Raw genomic sequence first — 14,906 nt, 5'->3', positions numbered from 1 at the left:
CCCCCTCAGCTAGGTTGCCAGACGCTTTGCTTCGGCAGCATGCCCCTGGCGAATCACCTGGTTGATCAAGGTACGAAGCTCGATATAGCGCTTGTTGCTTGCGATGTCCTGTCCCCGTTCCTCCAGTGGGATGTCTACCTCGATCTCGGAAACGATTTCTCCGGGCAAGGGCGAGAAGACAAAGATGCGGTTGGCCAGCAAGAGCGCTTCCTCCACGTTGTTGGTCACCATGATGATCGTCTTTTTGGTTTGCTTCCAAATGTTCAGCATTTCATAGGACAGCATCTTTCTTGTGATCGCGTCCAAGGCGCCAAACGGCTGATCCATCAGCAGAATCTCCGGGTTATGGACAAGAGCTCTAGCGATCCCGACCCGCTGCCTCATCCCCCCGGACAGTTCATGGGGGTATACATCTTTGTATTGGGCCAAGCCTACGATCTGGAGCATCTCGTCCATTCTTTGCTCCCAGTCAAATTCCTTGACCTTCAGCACTTCCAGCATGAGTCTGAGGTTTTTCTCCGCAGTGCGCCAGGGGAGCAGGTTATTGCTTTGAAAGACGAAGCCGAACTTACCGAGGACGTGGGATGGAATGCCCTGTGTATACGTCACCCCATTCAGCACAATCGTTCCTGTCGAAGGAGGCTGAATACCCCCTACGCATTTCAAAAAGGAAGATTTGCCGCAACCGCTAGGACCAATCACACAAATGAATTCCGACTCGTGAATGTCCATGCTGATCTGGTTTAGTACACGCAGCTCCGCGCCTTTTTGCGAAAATGATTTCGAAAGCGCATTCACACGCATGATCACTTTTGACACACTTCGCACCTCCACACCTTAATTAATTCGCAATATTCTGTCCATTGCAGCTGAAGTGTTGTAGATGATCTGGTCAGGGTAACATTTGTACACCGGACACATCTCGGCATTTGCCCATCCGTCGTAGTCCAGAGCGACAAGCTCATCCACCACCCGCACATAGTCCACGTCACCAGCCAGCAAATCGACAAAGCCAGCCAGGCCTTTTGCGTCTCGTCGATAATCTTTGAAATGCACCTTTACGATCCTCTTGCCCAAGATGCGAATCCATTGCTCCGGATAGCCAAACGCGATCACATTGCCGACATCGAAAAAGACGCGTACCCACGGCGATCCAATCTTGTCGATGAAGTCCCGCATTTCCAGCGGAGAGAGCAAAAACTTGTTCCAAATGTTCTCTACCCCGATCACGACCTTCTTCTCTTCCGCGTATGGCGCAAGCTCGATGAAGGCTGACAGCGCACGGTCATAGGCGACATCGTAATCGATTACCTCTGAACCGGCAAAAAACTCGATCTCACTGGCATCCGGCACCACTTCATCAGGGGTGAAATCCACTCCGACGGTTCCCGGACATACCAATATACAATCGACACCGAGCAAGGCTCCGATGTCCAACTGTCGTCTTACCGTCTCCTTTGCCTTCTCCCGAATATCTTCACGATTGCTGGTCAAGGAAAACTGCCAGTACAGTCCCGTAGCCAGACTGTTGATCACGATCCCGATTTCATCTGCCGCCTGTTTCAAGCGAAGAATTTCTTCGTCGCTGCTTGTCAGGCTCAGCTCGCCTTTCATGCTCAGCGCCAGCTCAATTCCTTCAAAGCCTGCCTCCTTCGCCAATCTCATACAGTCCACGATGTTCATTCGTTCAGGAAATGACCATATGTTAATGCCTTTCTTGATTTTGCAATGCACGTGAGCACTCCCTTTCTATCGAAATCGAATGTTAGGTAGAAAAAACTGCTTCCATGATAAAATCACGATCAATTAGTTTAAATATTGATATTTTTTGATCTATATTTTTCAGAATATTCTCTTCTTCAATCCATGTCAACAAAATATTGCACCTGCTTCTTGTAAAATAATTTGTATCTACCCCTTGTCCTCTCGCTGTTTTTCATGGATGGTAGATAAAATTGTTGAAATTTATCGATTAGGATTATTATTCAGAAAGTCTTCATTTATTTATAATTTGAATCATGATATTATCATTTCATGATCAAAATTAATCATATAAATCGAAACTTTTCATTTATTCCTTTATTTAATCATTAAAATTGAGAGAGGTTATACGAAGATGGAAAATCCACGTGCCAAAGAAATACTGGAGCATTTGAACCGCCGATCCCCCCTATCGATAGATGAGCTCGCCTCTCTGCTGGCAGTCTCCACCGTTACAGTACGCCGCGACCTGTCCGAATTGGAAAACGACGGCTTGATCATCCGGCAAAGGGGCGGTGCAGCCCTTCCTAGCAACTCGATTGAGCCGATGTTTCATCAGCGGCACAAGCAGCATCTGGAGCTGAAGAAGCAAATCGCCAAATACGCTGCGGAACAAGTCAGTGAAGGCGAAGTAATCGCCATCGACGTCGGCACGACAGCAGCCGAATTTGCCAAAGAGCTATTGAAAAAGAATAATTTAACGGTATTTACCAATTCCTTTCAAGCTGCTTCCATCTTGGCGAAAAGCCAGCACCAGGTTTACTTTGTAGGCGGCATGCTGCGAAAATCGGAAATGTCGATGGTAGGCTCAATTGCCAAGGACACCGTTCTGAAATTCAACTACGATCGCTTTTACATGGGGCTTGCAGGAATCAGCCTCAACTCGGGGCCAACCGATTACAGTCTAGAGGACGCCGAGGTCAAACGCTGCTTTATCTCCAAGTCCAAGGAAGTCATCGCGCTAGTGGATAAAACCAAGTTCGGCAAATCCTCGTTGGTGACAGTCTGCGAAATGGATAATATTACAACCATGATCACGAATCAGGACGATGGCACAATTCTTCAGGAAATGGCTCATTTTAACGGGAAGCTTGTTCTGGTGTAAAATTGTGCGGCTTTTCATTGGCCAGGCCTTGCATCAACAAAAAAGACCTCCGTCCCACATCGGGACAGAGGCCTCACATCCAATATGCTTATCGTTATTTCTCTGTTCTTACTTGCAATCTCGGTGCCAGTTTGGCGAACACAGGATACGCAATCAACGAGATGACTACTCCCTTGAAAAGGTTAAACGGCACGATACCTACCAAGACAAGCGACCAGATGCTTGTCGCGTTGAACATCGCGAGCAGTTGTTCAATCGGCATTTGATACAGCACAGCGTAAGCCGGCAAGAGCGCGTACGCATTGGCAATCGCCATAACGATCGTCATCAGCAGTGTCCCCAAAGCAAGACCTGTCAGGAAGCCTTTTTTCCCTTTGCCCAGGCGTTGCATATAGATCGCCGGCAAAATAAAGCACGCACCCGCAATCACGTTGGAGATTTCACCAATAATCAGTCCATCTGTATTTTTCAAGAGCATGTGCAGTGTGTTTTTTATTACTTCGATAATGACGCCTGCTACGGGACCAAACATAAGTCCCCCGATCAAAGCTGGCAGCGTACTGAAATCCAGCTTCAAAAAGCTAGGCATCAGCGGAATCGGAACCTCCAGGTATTGCAGAATAAAAGCAACCGCAGCCAGCATCGGAATCGTTACCAGCTTTTGAGTTGAGCGCGAGCGTGAAGTATGCAGCGCTGTTTCTTTCATGTGTACCATCTCCCAAGTTTTTTTCTCCTTCTTGAGGAATGGCAACAGTGATCGTGAATCCACACGTCTTTGAATGCTAATCGTCGCAACATGTATTCAAAAACCTGGCTACGCCATGGCTTTTGGCAGAGCCTCGGCTGCACTTATACGAAAAAACCCTGAGGATAATATCTCCTCAGGGCTGGTACAAGCGCATGACAAATAGCTCGCGCAAAAACTAGGTACGAGAAACAAGCGGGCAAATTTTTCTCAAATCACCCCTGCGTCTCATCCCGTTTGCACAGGCAAACAAGCACGTGTGGTAAACGTACTGTCGTCATCCTTCTCCCATCCAGACTGTACTGTCGGCTCTGGAATCTCACCAGATCCTGCACTCCGTCGCTTTTGACAGCTAGGGAGGCTCGCGGGCTTAACACGCTACATAAGCATGATCACCGCCGGTCGGGAATTTCACCCTGCCCCGAAGGAATGTGAAGTTGTATACAGCATATTATACTGCTGTTTTTTGATTTGACAATAGTGGAAAGTGCCAAAACGACACTTTTGCTCATTTTCCCCATATATTTAGTTGGAATTATCTCGATTTATCCGTCATTCACCCGTTTCTTATCTATTTTCCACACTCAATTATTGAACGACTCCCGTTCGTCATGTTATAGTTGTTGTATAATTACTGGTTTGCATAATGAATTTTTCTTTTCTGAATCGGATATAAATAAAACCGTAGGTGTTGGCGCACCTACGGCTACATCAATAGACGTTCCCACAAGGGATCGGCTCACACTTGCTTATAGCGAAAAGACCGCCTAGCCTGGTAAGCTCAAGGGCGGTCTATTTCTTTTTAAGGTAAGTTAACAAAGCGAGGATGAACATGCCAAACATAAACATGAGCGTCAACGCTTCAAAAACCTCCATAGCATCACCCCCTCGCTGTAAAAAGTGAGAGAGTGAGCCGACCACCCTTGAGTGAGCCCGTCCTATTGAATTGTCTTAATTTTACGAGAAGTATTAGCAAAAGACAATTCCCATTATAAATGAATTCATAAGAAAACCTCTATCGAGGCTTCCTCAAGGAAGAGCGACCGCGTTTAGCGGAATGTTTTCAAGCACTCCGGAATTTATAAGCGTCATTCGCTTACAAATTCCTATACGTTCAAAAAGCGGCTGCCGATTTCTCCTCGGCAGCCTAAGTGAGTTTACGACCCCGCTCCCCTGTACTTTGTGACACCCCAGTTCCAAACTAAAAGGCCCACCCCGAAGAAAATCACAGCCATCAGTGGCGTAAGTGCCGCATACGTATACCAAACCTCTTTGCGCAAAAAGTACGCTGCCGGATAGACTCCGACAAAGGCAAAGGGCAGCACATAGGTGAGCACAAAACGAATGACCTTGTTGTACACATCAACCGGATAGCGCCCGTATTGTTGAATGTTGTAAATCATCGGGGCAATCCCCGTCCGCGAGTCGGAGAAAAAGCTGACGGCGGCAATGGCTGTATACACGCCTCCATAGATGAGCGCGCCGCTAATGACGAGTCCGATAAAAATCAGCGGGTCATACCAGTAAAACGACAGCTTCAGCTGAATCGCCGCATAGCCCATGATGATCAAGCCGGTAATGACTCCAAAAATCCGGTCTGGTGCGATCGATTCCAGACAGACCTGTGCCAGATTGTGTATCGGTCTGGTCAAAATACGGTCCATTTCCCCTCGGATGATATAGCGCTCGTTGAAATCCCAGAAGCCGAAAAACATGGAGAACAGAGCATACGGAACCAAAAAGAATCCGTAGATGAAAATGATTTCATCGCGCGTCCATTCCTTCATCATCGGAACATGTGTAAACACGACAATAATAAACACCAGATTGATCAGCTCTGAGATCAGGTTGGATACGAGATCGCCTAGAAAGTCAGCACGATAGGCGAGTCTTGTTTTGAAATACTGCCCCAGGTAGTCTGCGAAAATGCCTATGATATGCTTGATGTTTTGCATGATCTACCCTCCTTGCACGACCAGCTTGCTTTTGGCTCTGCGCCAGAGAAGCAAGATGGGAACCAGAATCACGAACATCCAGATGACCTGAAATCCAATCAGCTCCCACGCCCGTGACGGGGTGATTGCACCTGTAAAGATCAGGCTCGGATAATAGTTGATTGCTTGAAACGGCAAAAAGTCCATAGCCGTCTGAGCCCAGCCCGGGAAAAAGCTGATAGGCAGCACGAGACCGGACATCAGGTCGACAACTACCCGTTTTGCACGCATCATCCCGTCGTTTCGGAACAGGAAAAATGTGAACAAGCCTGTCAGCAGATTGACCTGCGTATTAATCAAAAAGGCGAACATCAAGCTGATGAGATACAAGCCCCACCCTGTTGCCGTGGCCGGGAAGCTGAACGGTATGATCAGGCTTATGAGGAAGATACCAGGACCCGCAAAAAACAGGAACCGGAAAATCCCTTCACCAAATGCCTGCGCCGTTTTCACCGTGAGATAGTTATACGGCCGGATCATCTCGATCGCGACCTTACCCTCTCGCACATCCTGGGCTATTTCCGTGTCGATGTTATTGAAGTAAAACGCTCGGGACATCCAGGCGATCGCGACATAGGACGTCATTTGCTCGACGGAAAGACCTCCAAGCTGCTGCTGTCCGCCGTAGATCGCTCCCCATAAAAAGTAGTACGCTCCAATATTGATGGCGTAAATGATGATGCCGCTGTAGTAATTTACCCGATAGGCAAGCATGGTCAAAAAACGCATGCGAATCAGTTCCATGTAAAGCTTACGCATGGCTTACTACCTCGCTGTCTGTCGAATAAATATTGCGCACAATTTCCTCCGTGCTCGTCTCCAGGATTTTGACATCACTGACCTCAAACGCAGACATGACTGTCGACAAAACAAACGGCAGCATTTCCTGACTACGCGCCACTTTTACGCGAAGGGCATATTCGTTGACCTGCTCGATTTCACAGGGCATATCCCCCAAAGCATGTCGTAGATCGTCTGCCGACGTGCGCTTTTTCATCTGGAACGACACCTCAGTGCCATTGCCCCATTTTTCCTTCAGGTCATTTAGCAGTCCGTCAAAAATCAGCTTTCCTTTGTCCATAACGAGCACGCGTTTACACAGGGCCTCAATATCTGAAACGTCATGGGTAGTGAGCAAAATCGTCATGTTTTCCGTCTCGTTCAAATTGCGCAGAAACTCACGAATCTTTTGCTTTACCAAAACGTCCAGCCCGACTGTCGGCTCATCCAGGAACAACAGACGCGGCTTGTGAATCAGAGAGGCGGCTACCTCACACCGCATCCTTTGGCCCAGGCTCAGCTTACGAACTGGCTGACTGACGAAGGGTGTAATTTCCAGCTCCTCAATCAAACGATTCAGCCACTTTTCTCCCTCCACCTCATCTACCTTGTAGACGCTTTTTAACAGACGGAACGACTCTAGTGGGGATAAATCCCACCACAGCTGCGAGCGCTGTCCAAAAACGACCCCAATAGAGCGCACGTATTCCTCACGCTGCTTGAAAGGAACATAGCCATTAATCACGATATCGCCATCGCTGGGGGTCAGAATTCCCGTCAGCATTTTGATCGTCGTCGATTTACCGGCGCCGTTTTCCCCAATCAGCGCAAACATCTCGCCTTCCTCTACCGTGAAGGAAAGATCGTCCACCGCTTTTACTGTTTTGTATTCGCGGCTGAACAAATCGCGAAAAGCACCACCAAGTCCTGATCTGGCCTGATGGATGCGAAACTCCTTTTGTAAATGATTAACTTGAATCATGGAAAACCGTCCTTTTTTACTCGGTTGCACAACACCTGTTAGTGTATATGAGCGATTCAATTTGTGCAAAAGGCAAACTGCACAAAACTGCTATTCCAGATACAGGACAATACCTGTCTTGTCATCCGACTTTTTAAAGCGAACGTAGCTAGTGCATTCTGGATCGCTGTTTTCCAGTGCCAATAGGTCGTCGGTATATCGCTGCAGTCCTTTATGAACGATCGGCAAAACAGTCTGTTCCCAATTTGGCTCGACTCCTCCATAAGGGCGCGGCATGAAAAGTCCATCTGTCAAAAGCACCAATGCCTTAACAGCAATCCGATTCACACGTCCGTATTCGATGAAATCCCGAGCAAAAGTCTCCCCATTCAATACACCGTATCCGCCTGGTGTGTTTGCCTGATACCGATTGTGGACGAGTGTGTCCATACATCGTTCCAGTAGCTCGGTGCGGGTCCCTACACCTTGGGCAATTCCTTCCTCCCATTTGGCAAAAGCCTTGTTCTCCAAATGATTGACCTGCAGATGCGTCAAGGGGCGTACTGTATCGTCTGCATAAACAACAAAAATCATGCAATCCCCTGTTTGCGCGTATTCAATATGCGCCTCCCCTACTCGAACCACTGCACACGCTGCACCCCAGAGCGTTTCCTTCTGCGTTACATCGATCTGACTTTTGCCCATACAGTCACGCAGCTCATCATTCGCCATACACAGTGAATCATGCAGAGCCACTTCCTCTGGCAAAGCCTCCAGCTGGCGCTTTACGAGCTCAGCGGCAATAGCTCCCCCCGTCTGCCCCGCTTCATTTTCATAAGGGACGAGAGCAGAAACACCGTCTACCACTGCAAATACGTGCTTGGCCTGTGAAATAACATAAGCATCCTCGTTGCTTTTGCCGCTACCCTTGATCGAAATGCACTCGACTTTCATAGTGGACAACCGCCTTTATGTGTGTGTTGTGATTTGCCCAAAAATTGTATCATTTTTTCCTTTTTCACATTCAGAGCTGTTGGTCCATACCCACCCAGTCATTCGCTGTGGTAAGATAATGAAGGACTTTTGGGACAAGAAAAGAGGGATTAAGCATGAAACGTGAACGATCCGCAGAGCTGCACAACCAAGCTTTGGATGTGATTCTTGGTGGCGTAAACAGCCCATCGAGATCTTTCAAGGCCGTAGGCGGAGGGGCCCCAGTCACAATGGAACGTGCTGAGGGAGCATACTTCTGGGACGTGGACGGGAATCAATATATTGACTATCTGGCAGCGTACGGGCCGATTATCACTGGTCACGCTCATCCGCACGTAACCAAAGCAATTTGCGAGGCAGCGTCAAACGGCACGTTGTACGGCACGCCTACTCCATGGGAAGTTACCTTCGCCGGCATGATTCGCGAGGCTATTCCTTCTATGGAACGCATCCGCTTCAACAACTCCGGTACGGAATCTGTCATGACCTGCATCCGTGTAGCTCGTGCTTACACTGGCCGTGTAAAAATTATCAAATTCGCTGGCTGCTACCACGGTCACTCTGATCTGGTGCTGGTGGCTGCAGGCTCTGGCCCGTCCACATTGGGCATTCCAGACAGCGCAGGCATCCCGCAAAGCATCGCTAGCGAAGTCATTACCGTTCCGTTTAACGATAAGGCAGCATTCGCTGAGGCGCTTGAAAAATGGGGCAGCGAGACTGCATGCGTACTGGTCGAACCGATTGTCGGTAATTTCGGAATCGTAACACCTGAGCCTGGCTTCCTGGAGGAAGTGAACCGACTGACGCATGAAGCAGGTGCCCTCGTCGTATACGATGAAGTGATCACGGCTTTCCGTTTCTGCTACGGCGGCGCACAAAACCTGCTCGGAGTAGAGCCGGACTTGACTGCACTTGGCAAAATTATCGGTGGCGGTCTGCCGATCGGCGCTTACGGTGGACGTCGTGAAATTATGGAACAGGTAGCTCCGCTCGGCCCTGCTTATCAAGCCGGAACAATGGCGGGCAACCCAGCCTCCATTCGCGCTGGAATCGCGTGCCTGGAAGTATTGAAGCAGCCCGGTGTCTATGATGAATTCGAACGACTGGGTGCAATCCTGGAAACTGGTATTCGTGAAGCAGCAGATAGGCATGGCGTAACGATTCAGCTCAATCGTGTCAAAGGCGCCATGGCTGTATACTTCACAGACGAGCCTGTCCATGACTATGATGCTGCACAAAAAGCCGATGGCGAGCTTTTCGCCCGTTTCTTCCGTCTCATGCTTGATGAGGGAATCTGCCTCGCTCCGTCCAAATACGAAGCGTGGTTTATCACGACCGCCCATACCGAGGAAGACATTCAAAAGACCATCGCTGCGGTAGACCGTTCTTTTGCAAAATTGCAGGCTTAAATGTTTAAACTGGAGCGATTTTGAGCCTTTAAACGACATCAGAGCTGTGCCCATGACTGGCAACCAACCATTGCCAACGTCATGGGCTTCTTTTTTCGGTCATACTAACGGATGTTACGTCAGTATTCTTCTGAGGAGGAGATCCTGGTGTCAAAAGGCGAAAAGAGCTATCCGCAAGCTCCTGAAAAAACGCTGGATTCCAAGATGAGCAGTAAAATGCTCGAAGTAAAAGGATTCCAAAACCCTCGAAAAACGGAGCATCACAAAACACAAAATCACGATCGTTAGACACCTAAAACGGGCACATTCCACCAATTACCAAGGGAATGTGTCTATTTTTTGTCGTTGATACACTGGCGTTTCGATCGATAAAAAAACTTTTCTTAAAGGTAAAACGCTTACATTACGATTTGCCCCTTTTCGCTTTATTGCACTGAGCGAATGTTCATGCTATTCTTAACACCACAATATTTTTAGAAGTTTCAGAATTGTTTATAGGAGGTGGATGGTCAGTCACAACTGACCGAGAAATCATGCTAAACAGAGACCAGAAAGAAACCATTGAACAATTCCACGATTATCATCGCATGGAGCATGATAGCTGCGGAATCATCTGTATCATCGAAAAACAGGGTATCCCTACGAGAAAAAATGTAGACGAGACCATTCGCTCCCTGATTCAAATGGAGCACCGCTCCGGCTTTATTGACGGCGAAGGTGACGGCTGTGGAATCTTGACAGATATTCCCCGCACATTATGGTCGAGATATTTGCATCAGGCAGGTCTGGATGGGGATTTAGCGCATGATCCTCGATTTGCCGTCGCTCATATATTTGTCCCACGAACAGGTCATGATGCACAGCTAGTTCAGGACGAAATCCGGGCGCTGTTTACAGGCAATCAGCTTACTCTTTTGCTTGAACATGAAAATGCCGTTAACTCGGACGTGCTCGGGAAAAACGGGAGGAAAGATGAGCCAATATTCTGGCAACTAGCCGTATCTGCTCCAGATGGCTTGTCCGAAGCAGAATATAGCAAGCAGCTTTTTGAAATTCATACAGCGATTGAGTCTGCGCACAATGTGCATGTCGCTTCCCTCAGTCCTGTAAGCAGTGCCTACAAGGTCATGGGGGCCGCAAACATTTTACCAACGTACTTTGTCGACCTGGCAGATGAACAGTTTCAATCCTCTGTTACTGTCGGTCATAATCGCTATTCCACCAATACGTTGTCCAACTTTTTCCGGGTTCAGCCTTTTTCCTTGCTCGGCCACAATGGAGAAATCAATACGATCAGAAAACTGGAAGAGGAAGCCCAGATGCTGGGTGTTCCACTCGTCGATGGCGGCAGTGACTCGCAAAATGTAAATCGGACCATCGAGACGTTTATTCATCGGTATGGACTCAGCCTTTTTGAAGCGATGGAAGTCGTCTTTCCTCCGATTCACCATGAAATGAAGCTGCTCCCCGCTCATCTCCAGGATCTCTATGTTTATCTGCGCCAGGCATGGGGGCATTTTTCCCAAGGTCCTGCCGGTATCGTTTCCCGCTATTCCAACGAATGCGTATTTAGCGTAGATGCCCTTGGTCTGCGTCCGCTCTGGATGGTAGAAGGCCCTACCTCACTGTACTTCTCGTCAGAGCAGGGTGTGATCCCAGTGCATCAAATGGCAAGTGAGCCAAAATCGCTTGCTCCTGGTGAAAAGGTTGGTGTCGTCCTCAATCCTGGAAAACAGGTGGAGGTTCTCTCGCATCATCAGCTCCAGCAAATCATTTATGAGCGCTTTTCGCAAAAAATCGAAAGCTCAGGCTCACGGCAACATTTGCACTACTTATATGAAGCAGAGGTTCTTGCTACAGAACCAGAAATCGCCGCTCCGACCTCTTCCATTTACAGTGCATATGGCTGGGATCATGAGCAGGTGCAGCTGATTGAGCAGATGGCCACAAACGGTGTGGAACCAATTCGTTCACTTGGTCACGACGGTCCACTGGGCGCGCTCTCCAAGGAACGTCAAAACCTCGCTGATTTTATCAAGGAAAGTGTAGCGGTTGTGACCAACCCTGCCATTGACCGCGACCGTGAGATGGAGCACTTCTCCACTCGTGTCGTCATTGGCGCGCGTGTCCCTCTCTCTTCCAAAGCGGGATCGTACCAGCGGATCGAGCTGCCTTCGCCGCTACTCGTAGAAGGGCAAGCCTTGCAAAAAACGGCTGCCGATCAACATACCCTTTCTCTGGAGCAGGTTATCCATCACTTTAACAACCATCCAGCCAGCATTGCGATTCTATCCACCTATTTCACCGCAGAGGATGGCTATGCGCAAGGACTGAAGCAGCTTACCCAGACTGCGATTCAAGCGGTCAAAAACGGTGCGGCTCTGCTCGTTCTCGATGATACAGACGCTCATCAGCAAGAAAAGTACTGGATGGACCCGCTGCTCGTCATCGCTTCTGTCGATCAGGCTCTCAAGGCTTCCTTTGACCAAGAAGGCATCAGCCTGCGTCGTAAAGCCAGTCTGATTCTGCGATCCGGGGCGATCCGCTCGTTGCATGATCTGGCGCTGTCCATCGGTTCTGGCGCTGATGCTGTCTCGCCTTACCTGATGTTTGCAACAGCTGCTGCCAAAAATGGCGATGTGTCTGCTAGCAATTTGTACAGTGCGCTGAACAAAGGGTTGGAAAAAGTCATTTCTACCATCGGCATCCACGAGCTGCGTGGCTACGGGCGTCTCTTTTCTTCCATCGGTTTGCGCCAGGATGTAGCAGAAGCGCTTGGCATCGTCAACTTCTGCGGGTCCGAGCAGGCAGGTGTCTCGTTTACTGACCTGCAAGAGGACAGCATCCGCCGCCATCACGACTTCTCTAGTGAAACAGCACGTGAATCGAAAACCTTCCATATCTTCCCACGTCTATGGAAGCTGATCGGTCAAATGGCAGCTGGCGACATCCCTTACTCTGACTATGCCCTCAAGCTGGATGAAAACGAGCGGGACAATCCTATCGCGATTCGTCACGTTGCTGACTTTGACTTTGAGCAGGCAAAAGAACAGATCAATCCTGAGCAGGTCGATATCAGTGTTGGTGAGCATTCCTTGCCATTCTTGATTTCGTCTATGTCTTTTGGCTCGCAAAATGAAACGGCCTTCCGCGCTTATCCAGAAGCAGCCGATCAGCTGGGTATGATCTGTATGAACGGCGAAGGCGGCGAGATCAAGGATATGCTAGGTCGCTATCGGCATACTCGCGGCATCCAGGTCGCGTCCGGTCGCTTTGGTATCAATGTAGAGCTGGCAAACGCCGCTTATCTACTAGAAATCAAAATCGGTCAAGGCGCAAAGCCAGGCGAAGGCGGTCACCTGCCAGGCTCCAAGGTAACTGCAAAAATCGCTGCGGCTCGTAACGCCACAATCGGCTCGGATCTGATTTCGCCCTCCAACAACCACGATATTTACTCGATTGAGGATTTGGCGCAGATGATCACCGAGCTGAAAACCGCCAATGACAAGGCAAAAATTTGCGTGAAGGTGCCGATTGTGCCAAACATCGGAACGATTGCTGTCGGTGTAGCCAAGGCAGGCGCAGATTATATCACCCTCTCCGGCTTCGATGGCGGTACAGGTGCTGCCCGTGTCCATGCGCTTCAGCACGTGGGCTTGCCAGCAGAGATCGGGGTCAAAGCAGCTCACAATGCACTCCTGGAAGCTGGACTTCGCGATCAGGTGGAGCTATGGGCAGATGGCGGTGTAAAAAGTGCCGCGGACGTTGTCAAGCTGATGCTGCTTGGTGCCAACCGGATCGGCTTTGCAACTCTCGCCATGATCGCCGTAGGTTGTACGACTTGCCGTGGCTGCCATTTGGATACATGCCACGTCGGCATCGCTACGCAAATCGACAATGTAGAGGAAGCTCATGAAAAAGGACTGCGCCGCTTCGTACCGCGTCAGGCTGATCTTGCAGTATCTGGGCTGAAAACGTTCTTTACCTTGTTTGGCGAGGAAGTACGACGCATTACCGCTGCTCTCGGCTTTACCCGTACCCAAGACCTTGTAGGCCGCTCTGATCTGTTGGTTCAGAAGCGTCTGCTGGAGAAAATTGATCTGACGGCACTGCTGGCGCTGCACCCGCTGTATAAGGCTGCAGTTATTGCCCAGACGGAAGAAAACGAGGAGCGCGTCCTTGTAGCAGCAGGTGCTTTGACGAATGCAGCCGAGAGCCGTTATTTCAATGCAGATCGTCCTATTCAGGAGACGTTCACCAGTATTCTCTCGGGAGAGCGTGTCCTGGGCAGTCGCTGGGCAGGAGCTCGGGTAGAAAACCATCTCGATGGCAGCTACACCTCGCTGCCAGAGGTATCCTTGAACTTTGTCGCAGGGAGTGTGCCAGGCAATGGTTTGGCAGCGTACAATGTCCAAGGCGTCAACATCCGCGTCGAGGGTGGCGCACAGGATGGTGTCGGTAAAACGAGCTTTGGTGGCCGCGTCTCTGTCCTTAAAGCAAAAGGGCTTCAAGGTGCTTATGTGAACGGTTCTGTCGGAAAAAGCTTTTGCTATGGGGCGCAAAAAGGGCTGTTCGTTGTTCAAGGAAACGCAGATTCCCGTGCCTGCATCCGCCTCTCCGGTGCCGATGTTGTCTTTGGTGGAGAGATTACGGAGCCGATTCAGGATGAGCTTGGCGGTATTGGCTCACGTGCGAATCTGAAGGGCTTTGCCTTCGAGTACATGACCAATGGACGCGCGGTTGTCCTGGGTGATCCAGGTCCTTGGATTTGTGCAGGGATGACGGGCGGTGTCATCTACCTCAGGCTTAACCCGGAAATGGGCTTTGACCAGGCAGCATTGGAGCGCCGCATCGCCAAAGGCGCAAAGGTCTTCCTCTACAAGCTGGATCAGCAGGGAGTCAGCGATGTGCAGGAGCTGCTTGGTCATTACAAGGAAGAGCTGCTTGCCACCGAGCAATACGAAACGGCTGGCCGTGTGCAAAAATGGATCGACGAAGCGGATTCCCAATTTATCATGATTTCGCCGAAGAAAGAGCAGGCCGATCCGTCTGTGTCCACAGAGTGATTCTATTTGCTTAAAAAGTTAGTTGCACTCCTCCCTACTAACGGGGGAGTGCTTTTTAATATCTCCAGCCAGCTCATTCTCGTGTTTTTGTG

At 49.4% G+C, this 14,906-nt stretch carries 12 protein-coding genes and 1 riboswitch; of the genes, 4 read left to right on the top strand and 8 right to left on the bottom strand.

Translation table 11 applies throughout. From position 1 onward, the window contains the following. Positions 1 to 9 precede the first annotated feature (9 nt). The gene (locus SB752_RS30210) at positions 10 to 819 is read right to left on the bottom strand and encodes an ABC transporter ATP-binding protein (protein WP_410719125.1); all 810 of its coding nucleotides are present in this window, start codon (positions 817 to 819) and stop codon (positions 10 to 12) included. 18 nt (positions 820 to 837) lie between these two features. Then, a complete protein-coding gene (locus tag SB752_RS30205; protein WP_410719124.1) occupies positions 838 to 1,734 on the bottom strand; it encodes a sugar phosphate isomerase/epimerase family protein in 897 nt (298 codons plus the stop codon). 382 nt (positions 1,735 to 2,116) lie between these two features. On the opposite strand from SB752_RS30205, the gene SB752_RS30200 reads away from it, so the two are divergent. Further along, positions 2,117 to 2,866 (top strand): DeoR/GlpR family DNA-binding transcription regulator, encoded by a 750-nt coding sequence (locus tag SB752_RS30200; protein ID WP_410719123.1) that lies wholly within the window; start codon positions 2,117 to 2,119, stop codon positions 2,864 to 2,866. Between the two features lie 94 nt (positions 2,867 to 2,960). Here the strand turns inward: SB752_RS30200 and SB752_RS30195 are convergent, their stop codons facing one another. From SB752_RS30195 to SB752_RS30170, 6 genes are all read right to left on the bottom strand, one after another. Continuing rightward, complete coding sequence (locus SB752_RS30195) at positions 2,961 to 3,572, bottom strand: ECF transporter S component (RefSeq protein WP_410719122.1); 612 nt, start codon at positions 3,570 to 3,572, stop codon at positions 2,961 to 2,963. A 315-nt stretch (positions 3,573 to 3,887) separates the two neighbouring features. Further along, positions 3,888 to 4,044, bottom strand: a riboswitch (FMN riboswitch). Positions 4,045 to 4,403: 359 nt separating this feature from the next. After that, positions 4,404 to 4,454 carry a putative holin-like toxin gene (locus tag SB752_RS30190; RefSeq protein WP_231504337.1) on the bottom strand — a complete coding sequence of 17 codons (51 nt, stop codon included), beginning with the start codon at positions 4,452 to 4,454 and terminating at the stop codon, positions 4,404 to 4,406. A gap of 314 nt (positions 4,455 to 4,768) precedes the next feature. Next, positions 4,769 to 5,566, bottom strand: coding sequence for an ABC transporter permease (locus SB752_RS30185; RefSeq protein WP_410719121.1), 798 nt, complete (start codon positions 5,564 to 5,566; stop codon positions 4,769 to 4,771). Between the two features lie 3 nt (positions 5,567 to 5,569). Beyond that, positions 5,570 to 6,364: an ABC transporter permease gene (locus SB752_RS30180; protein ID WP_213025745.1), complete on the bottom strand. Its 795-nt coding sequence runs from the start codon at positions 6,362 to 6,364 to the stop codon at positions 5,570 to 5,572. Next, on the bottom strand, positions 6,357 to 7,367 hold the full coding sequence (locus SB752_RS30175; protein WP_410719120.1) for an ABC transporter ATP-binding protein: 1,011 nt from the start codon (positions 7,365 to 7,367) through the stop codon (positions 6,357 to 6,359). Before SB752_RS30175 ends, SB752_RS30180 begins: the two co-directional genes overlap by 8 nt. Before the next feature lie 90 nt (positions 7,368 to 7,457). Next, positions 7,458 to 8,300 carry a PP2C family serine/threonine-protein phosphatase gene (locus tag SB752_RS30170; protein WP_410719119.1) on the bottom strand — a complete coding sequence of 281 codons (843 nt, stop codon included), beginning with the start codon at positions 8,298 to 8,300 and terminating at the stop codon, positions 7,458 to 7,460. Positions 8,301 to 8,455: 155 nt separating this feature from the next. Here SB752_RS30170 and SB752_RS30165 point away from each other — a divergent pair, with 155 nt between their 5' ends. From SB752_RS30165 to SB752_RS30155, 3 genes are all read left to right on the top strand, one after another. Then, positions 8,456 to 9,748 carry a glutamate-1-semialdehyde 2,1-aminomutase gene (locus SB752_RS30165; RefSeq protein WP_410719118.1) on the top strand — a complete coding sequence of 431 codons (1,293 nt, stop codon included), beginning with the start codon at positions 8,456 to 8,458 and terminating at the stop codon, positions 9,746 to 9,748. Positions 9,749 to 9,895: 147 nt separating this feature from the next. Continuing rightward, a complete protein-coding gene (locus SB752_RS30160) occupies positions 9,896 to 10,036 on the top strand; it encodes a hypothetical protein (RefSeq protein WP_162837772.1) in 141 nt (46 codons plus the stop codon). Positions 10,037 to 10,281: 245 nt separating this feature from the next. Then, complete coding sequence (locus tag SB752_RS30155; RefSeq protein WP_410719148.1) at positions 10,282 to 14,814, top strand: glutamate synthase-related protein; 4,533 nt, start codon at positions 10,282 to 10,284, stop codon at positions 14,812 to 14,814. The last annotated feature ends 92 nt before the right edge of the window (positions 14,815 to 14,906 follow it).

It is taken from the genome of Brevibacillus sp. SIMBA_040, assembly GCF_046535075.1.
Taxonomy (GTDB): Bacteria; Bacillota; Bacilli; order Brevibacillales; family Brevibacillaceae; genus Brevibacillus.
Note: the sequence above shows the minus strand (reverse complement) of the source record. Positions and strands in the feature narration are given on the sequence as shown.

Coding starts and splice junctions, on each gene's coding strand:
- SB752_RS30200 (WP_410719123.1), top strand. CDS start 2,117: ATGGAAAATCCACGTGCCAAAGAAATACTGGAGCATTTGAACCGCCGA.
- SB752_RS30195 (WP_410719122.1), bottom strand. CDS start 3,572: ATGAAAGAAACAGCGCTGCATACTTCACGCTCGCGCTCAACTCAAAAG.
- SB752_RS30185 (WP_410719121.1), bottom strand. CDS start 5,566: ATGCAAAACATCAAGCATATCATAGGCATTTTCGCAGACTACCTGGGG.
- SB752_RS30180 (WP_213025745.1), bottom strand. CDS start 6,364: ATGCGTAAGCTTTACATGGAACTGATTCGCATGCGTTTTTTGACCATG.
- SB752_RS30175 (WP_410719120.1), bottom strand. CDS start 7,367: ATGATTCAAGTTAATCATTTACAAAAGGAGTTTCGCATCCATCAGGCC.
- SB752_RS30170 (WP_410719119.1), bottom strand. CDS start 8,300: ATGAAAGTCGAGTGCATTTCGATCAAGGGTAGCGGCAAAAGCAACGAG.
- SB752_RS30165 (WP_410719118.1), top strand. CDS start 8,456: ATGAAACGTGAACGATCCGCAGAGCTGCACAACCAAGCTTTGGATGTG.
- SB752_RS30155 (WP_410719148.1), top strand. CDS start 10,282: ATGCTAAACAGAGACCAGAAAGAAACCATTGAACAATTCCACGATTAT.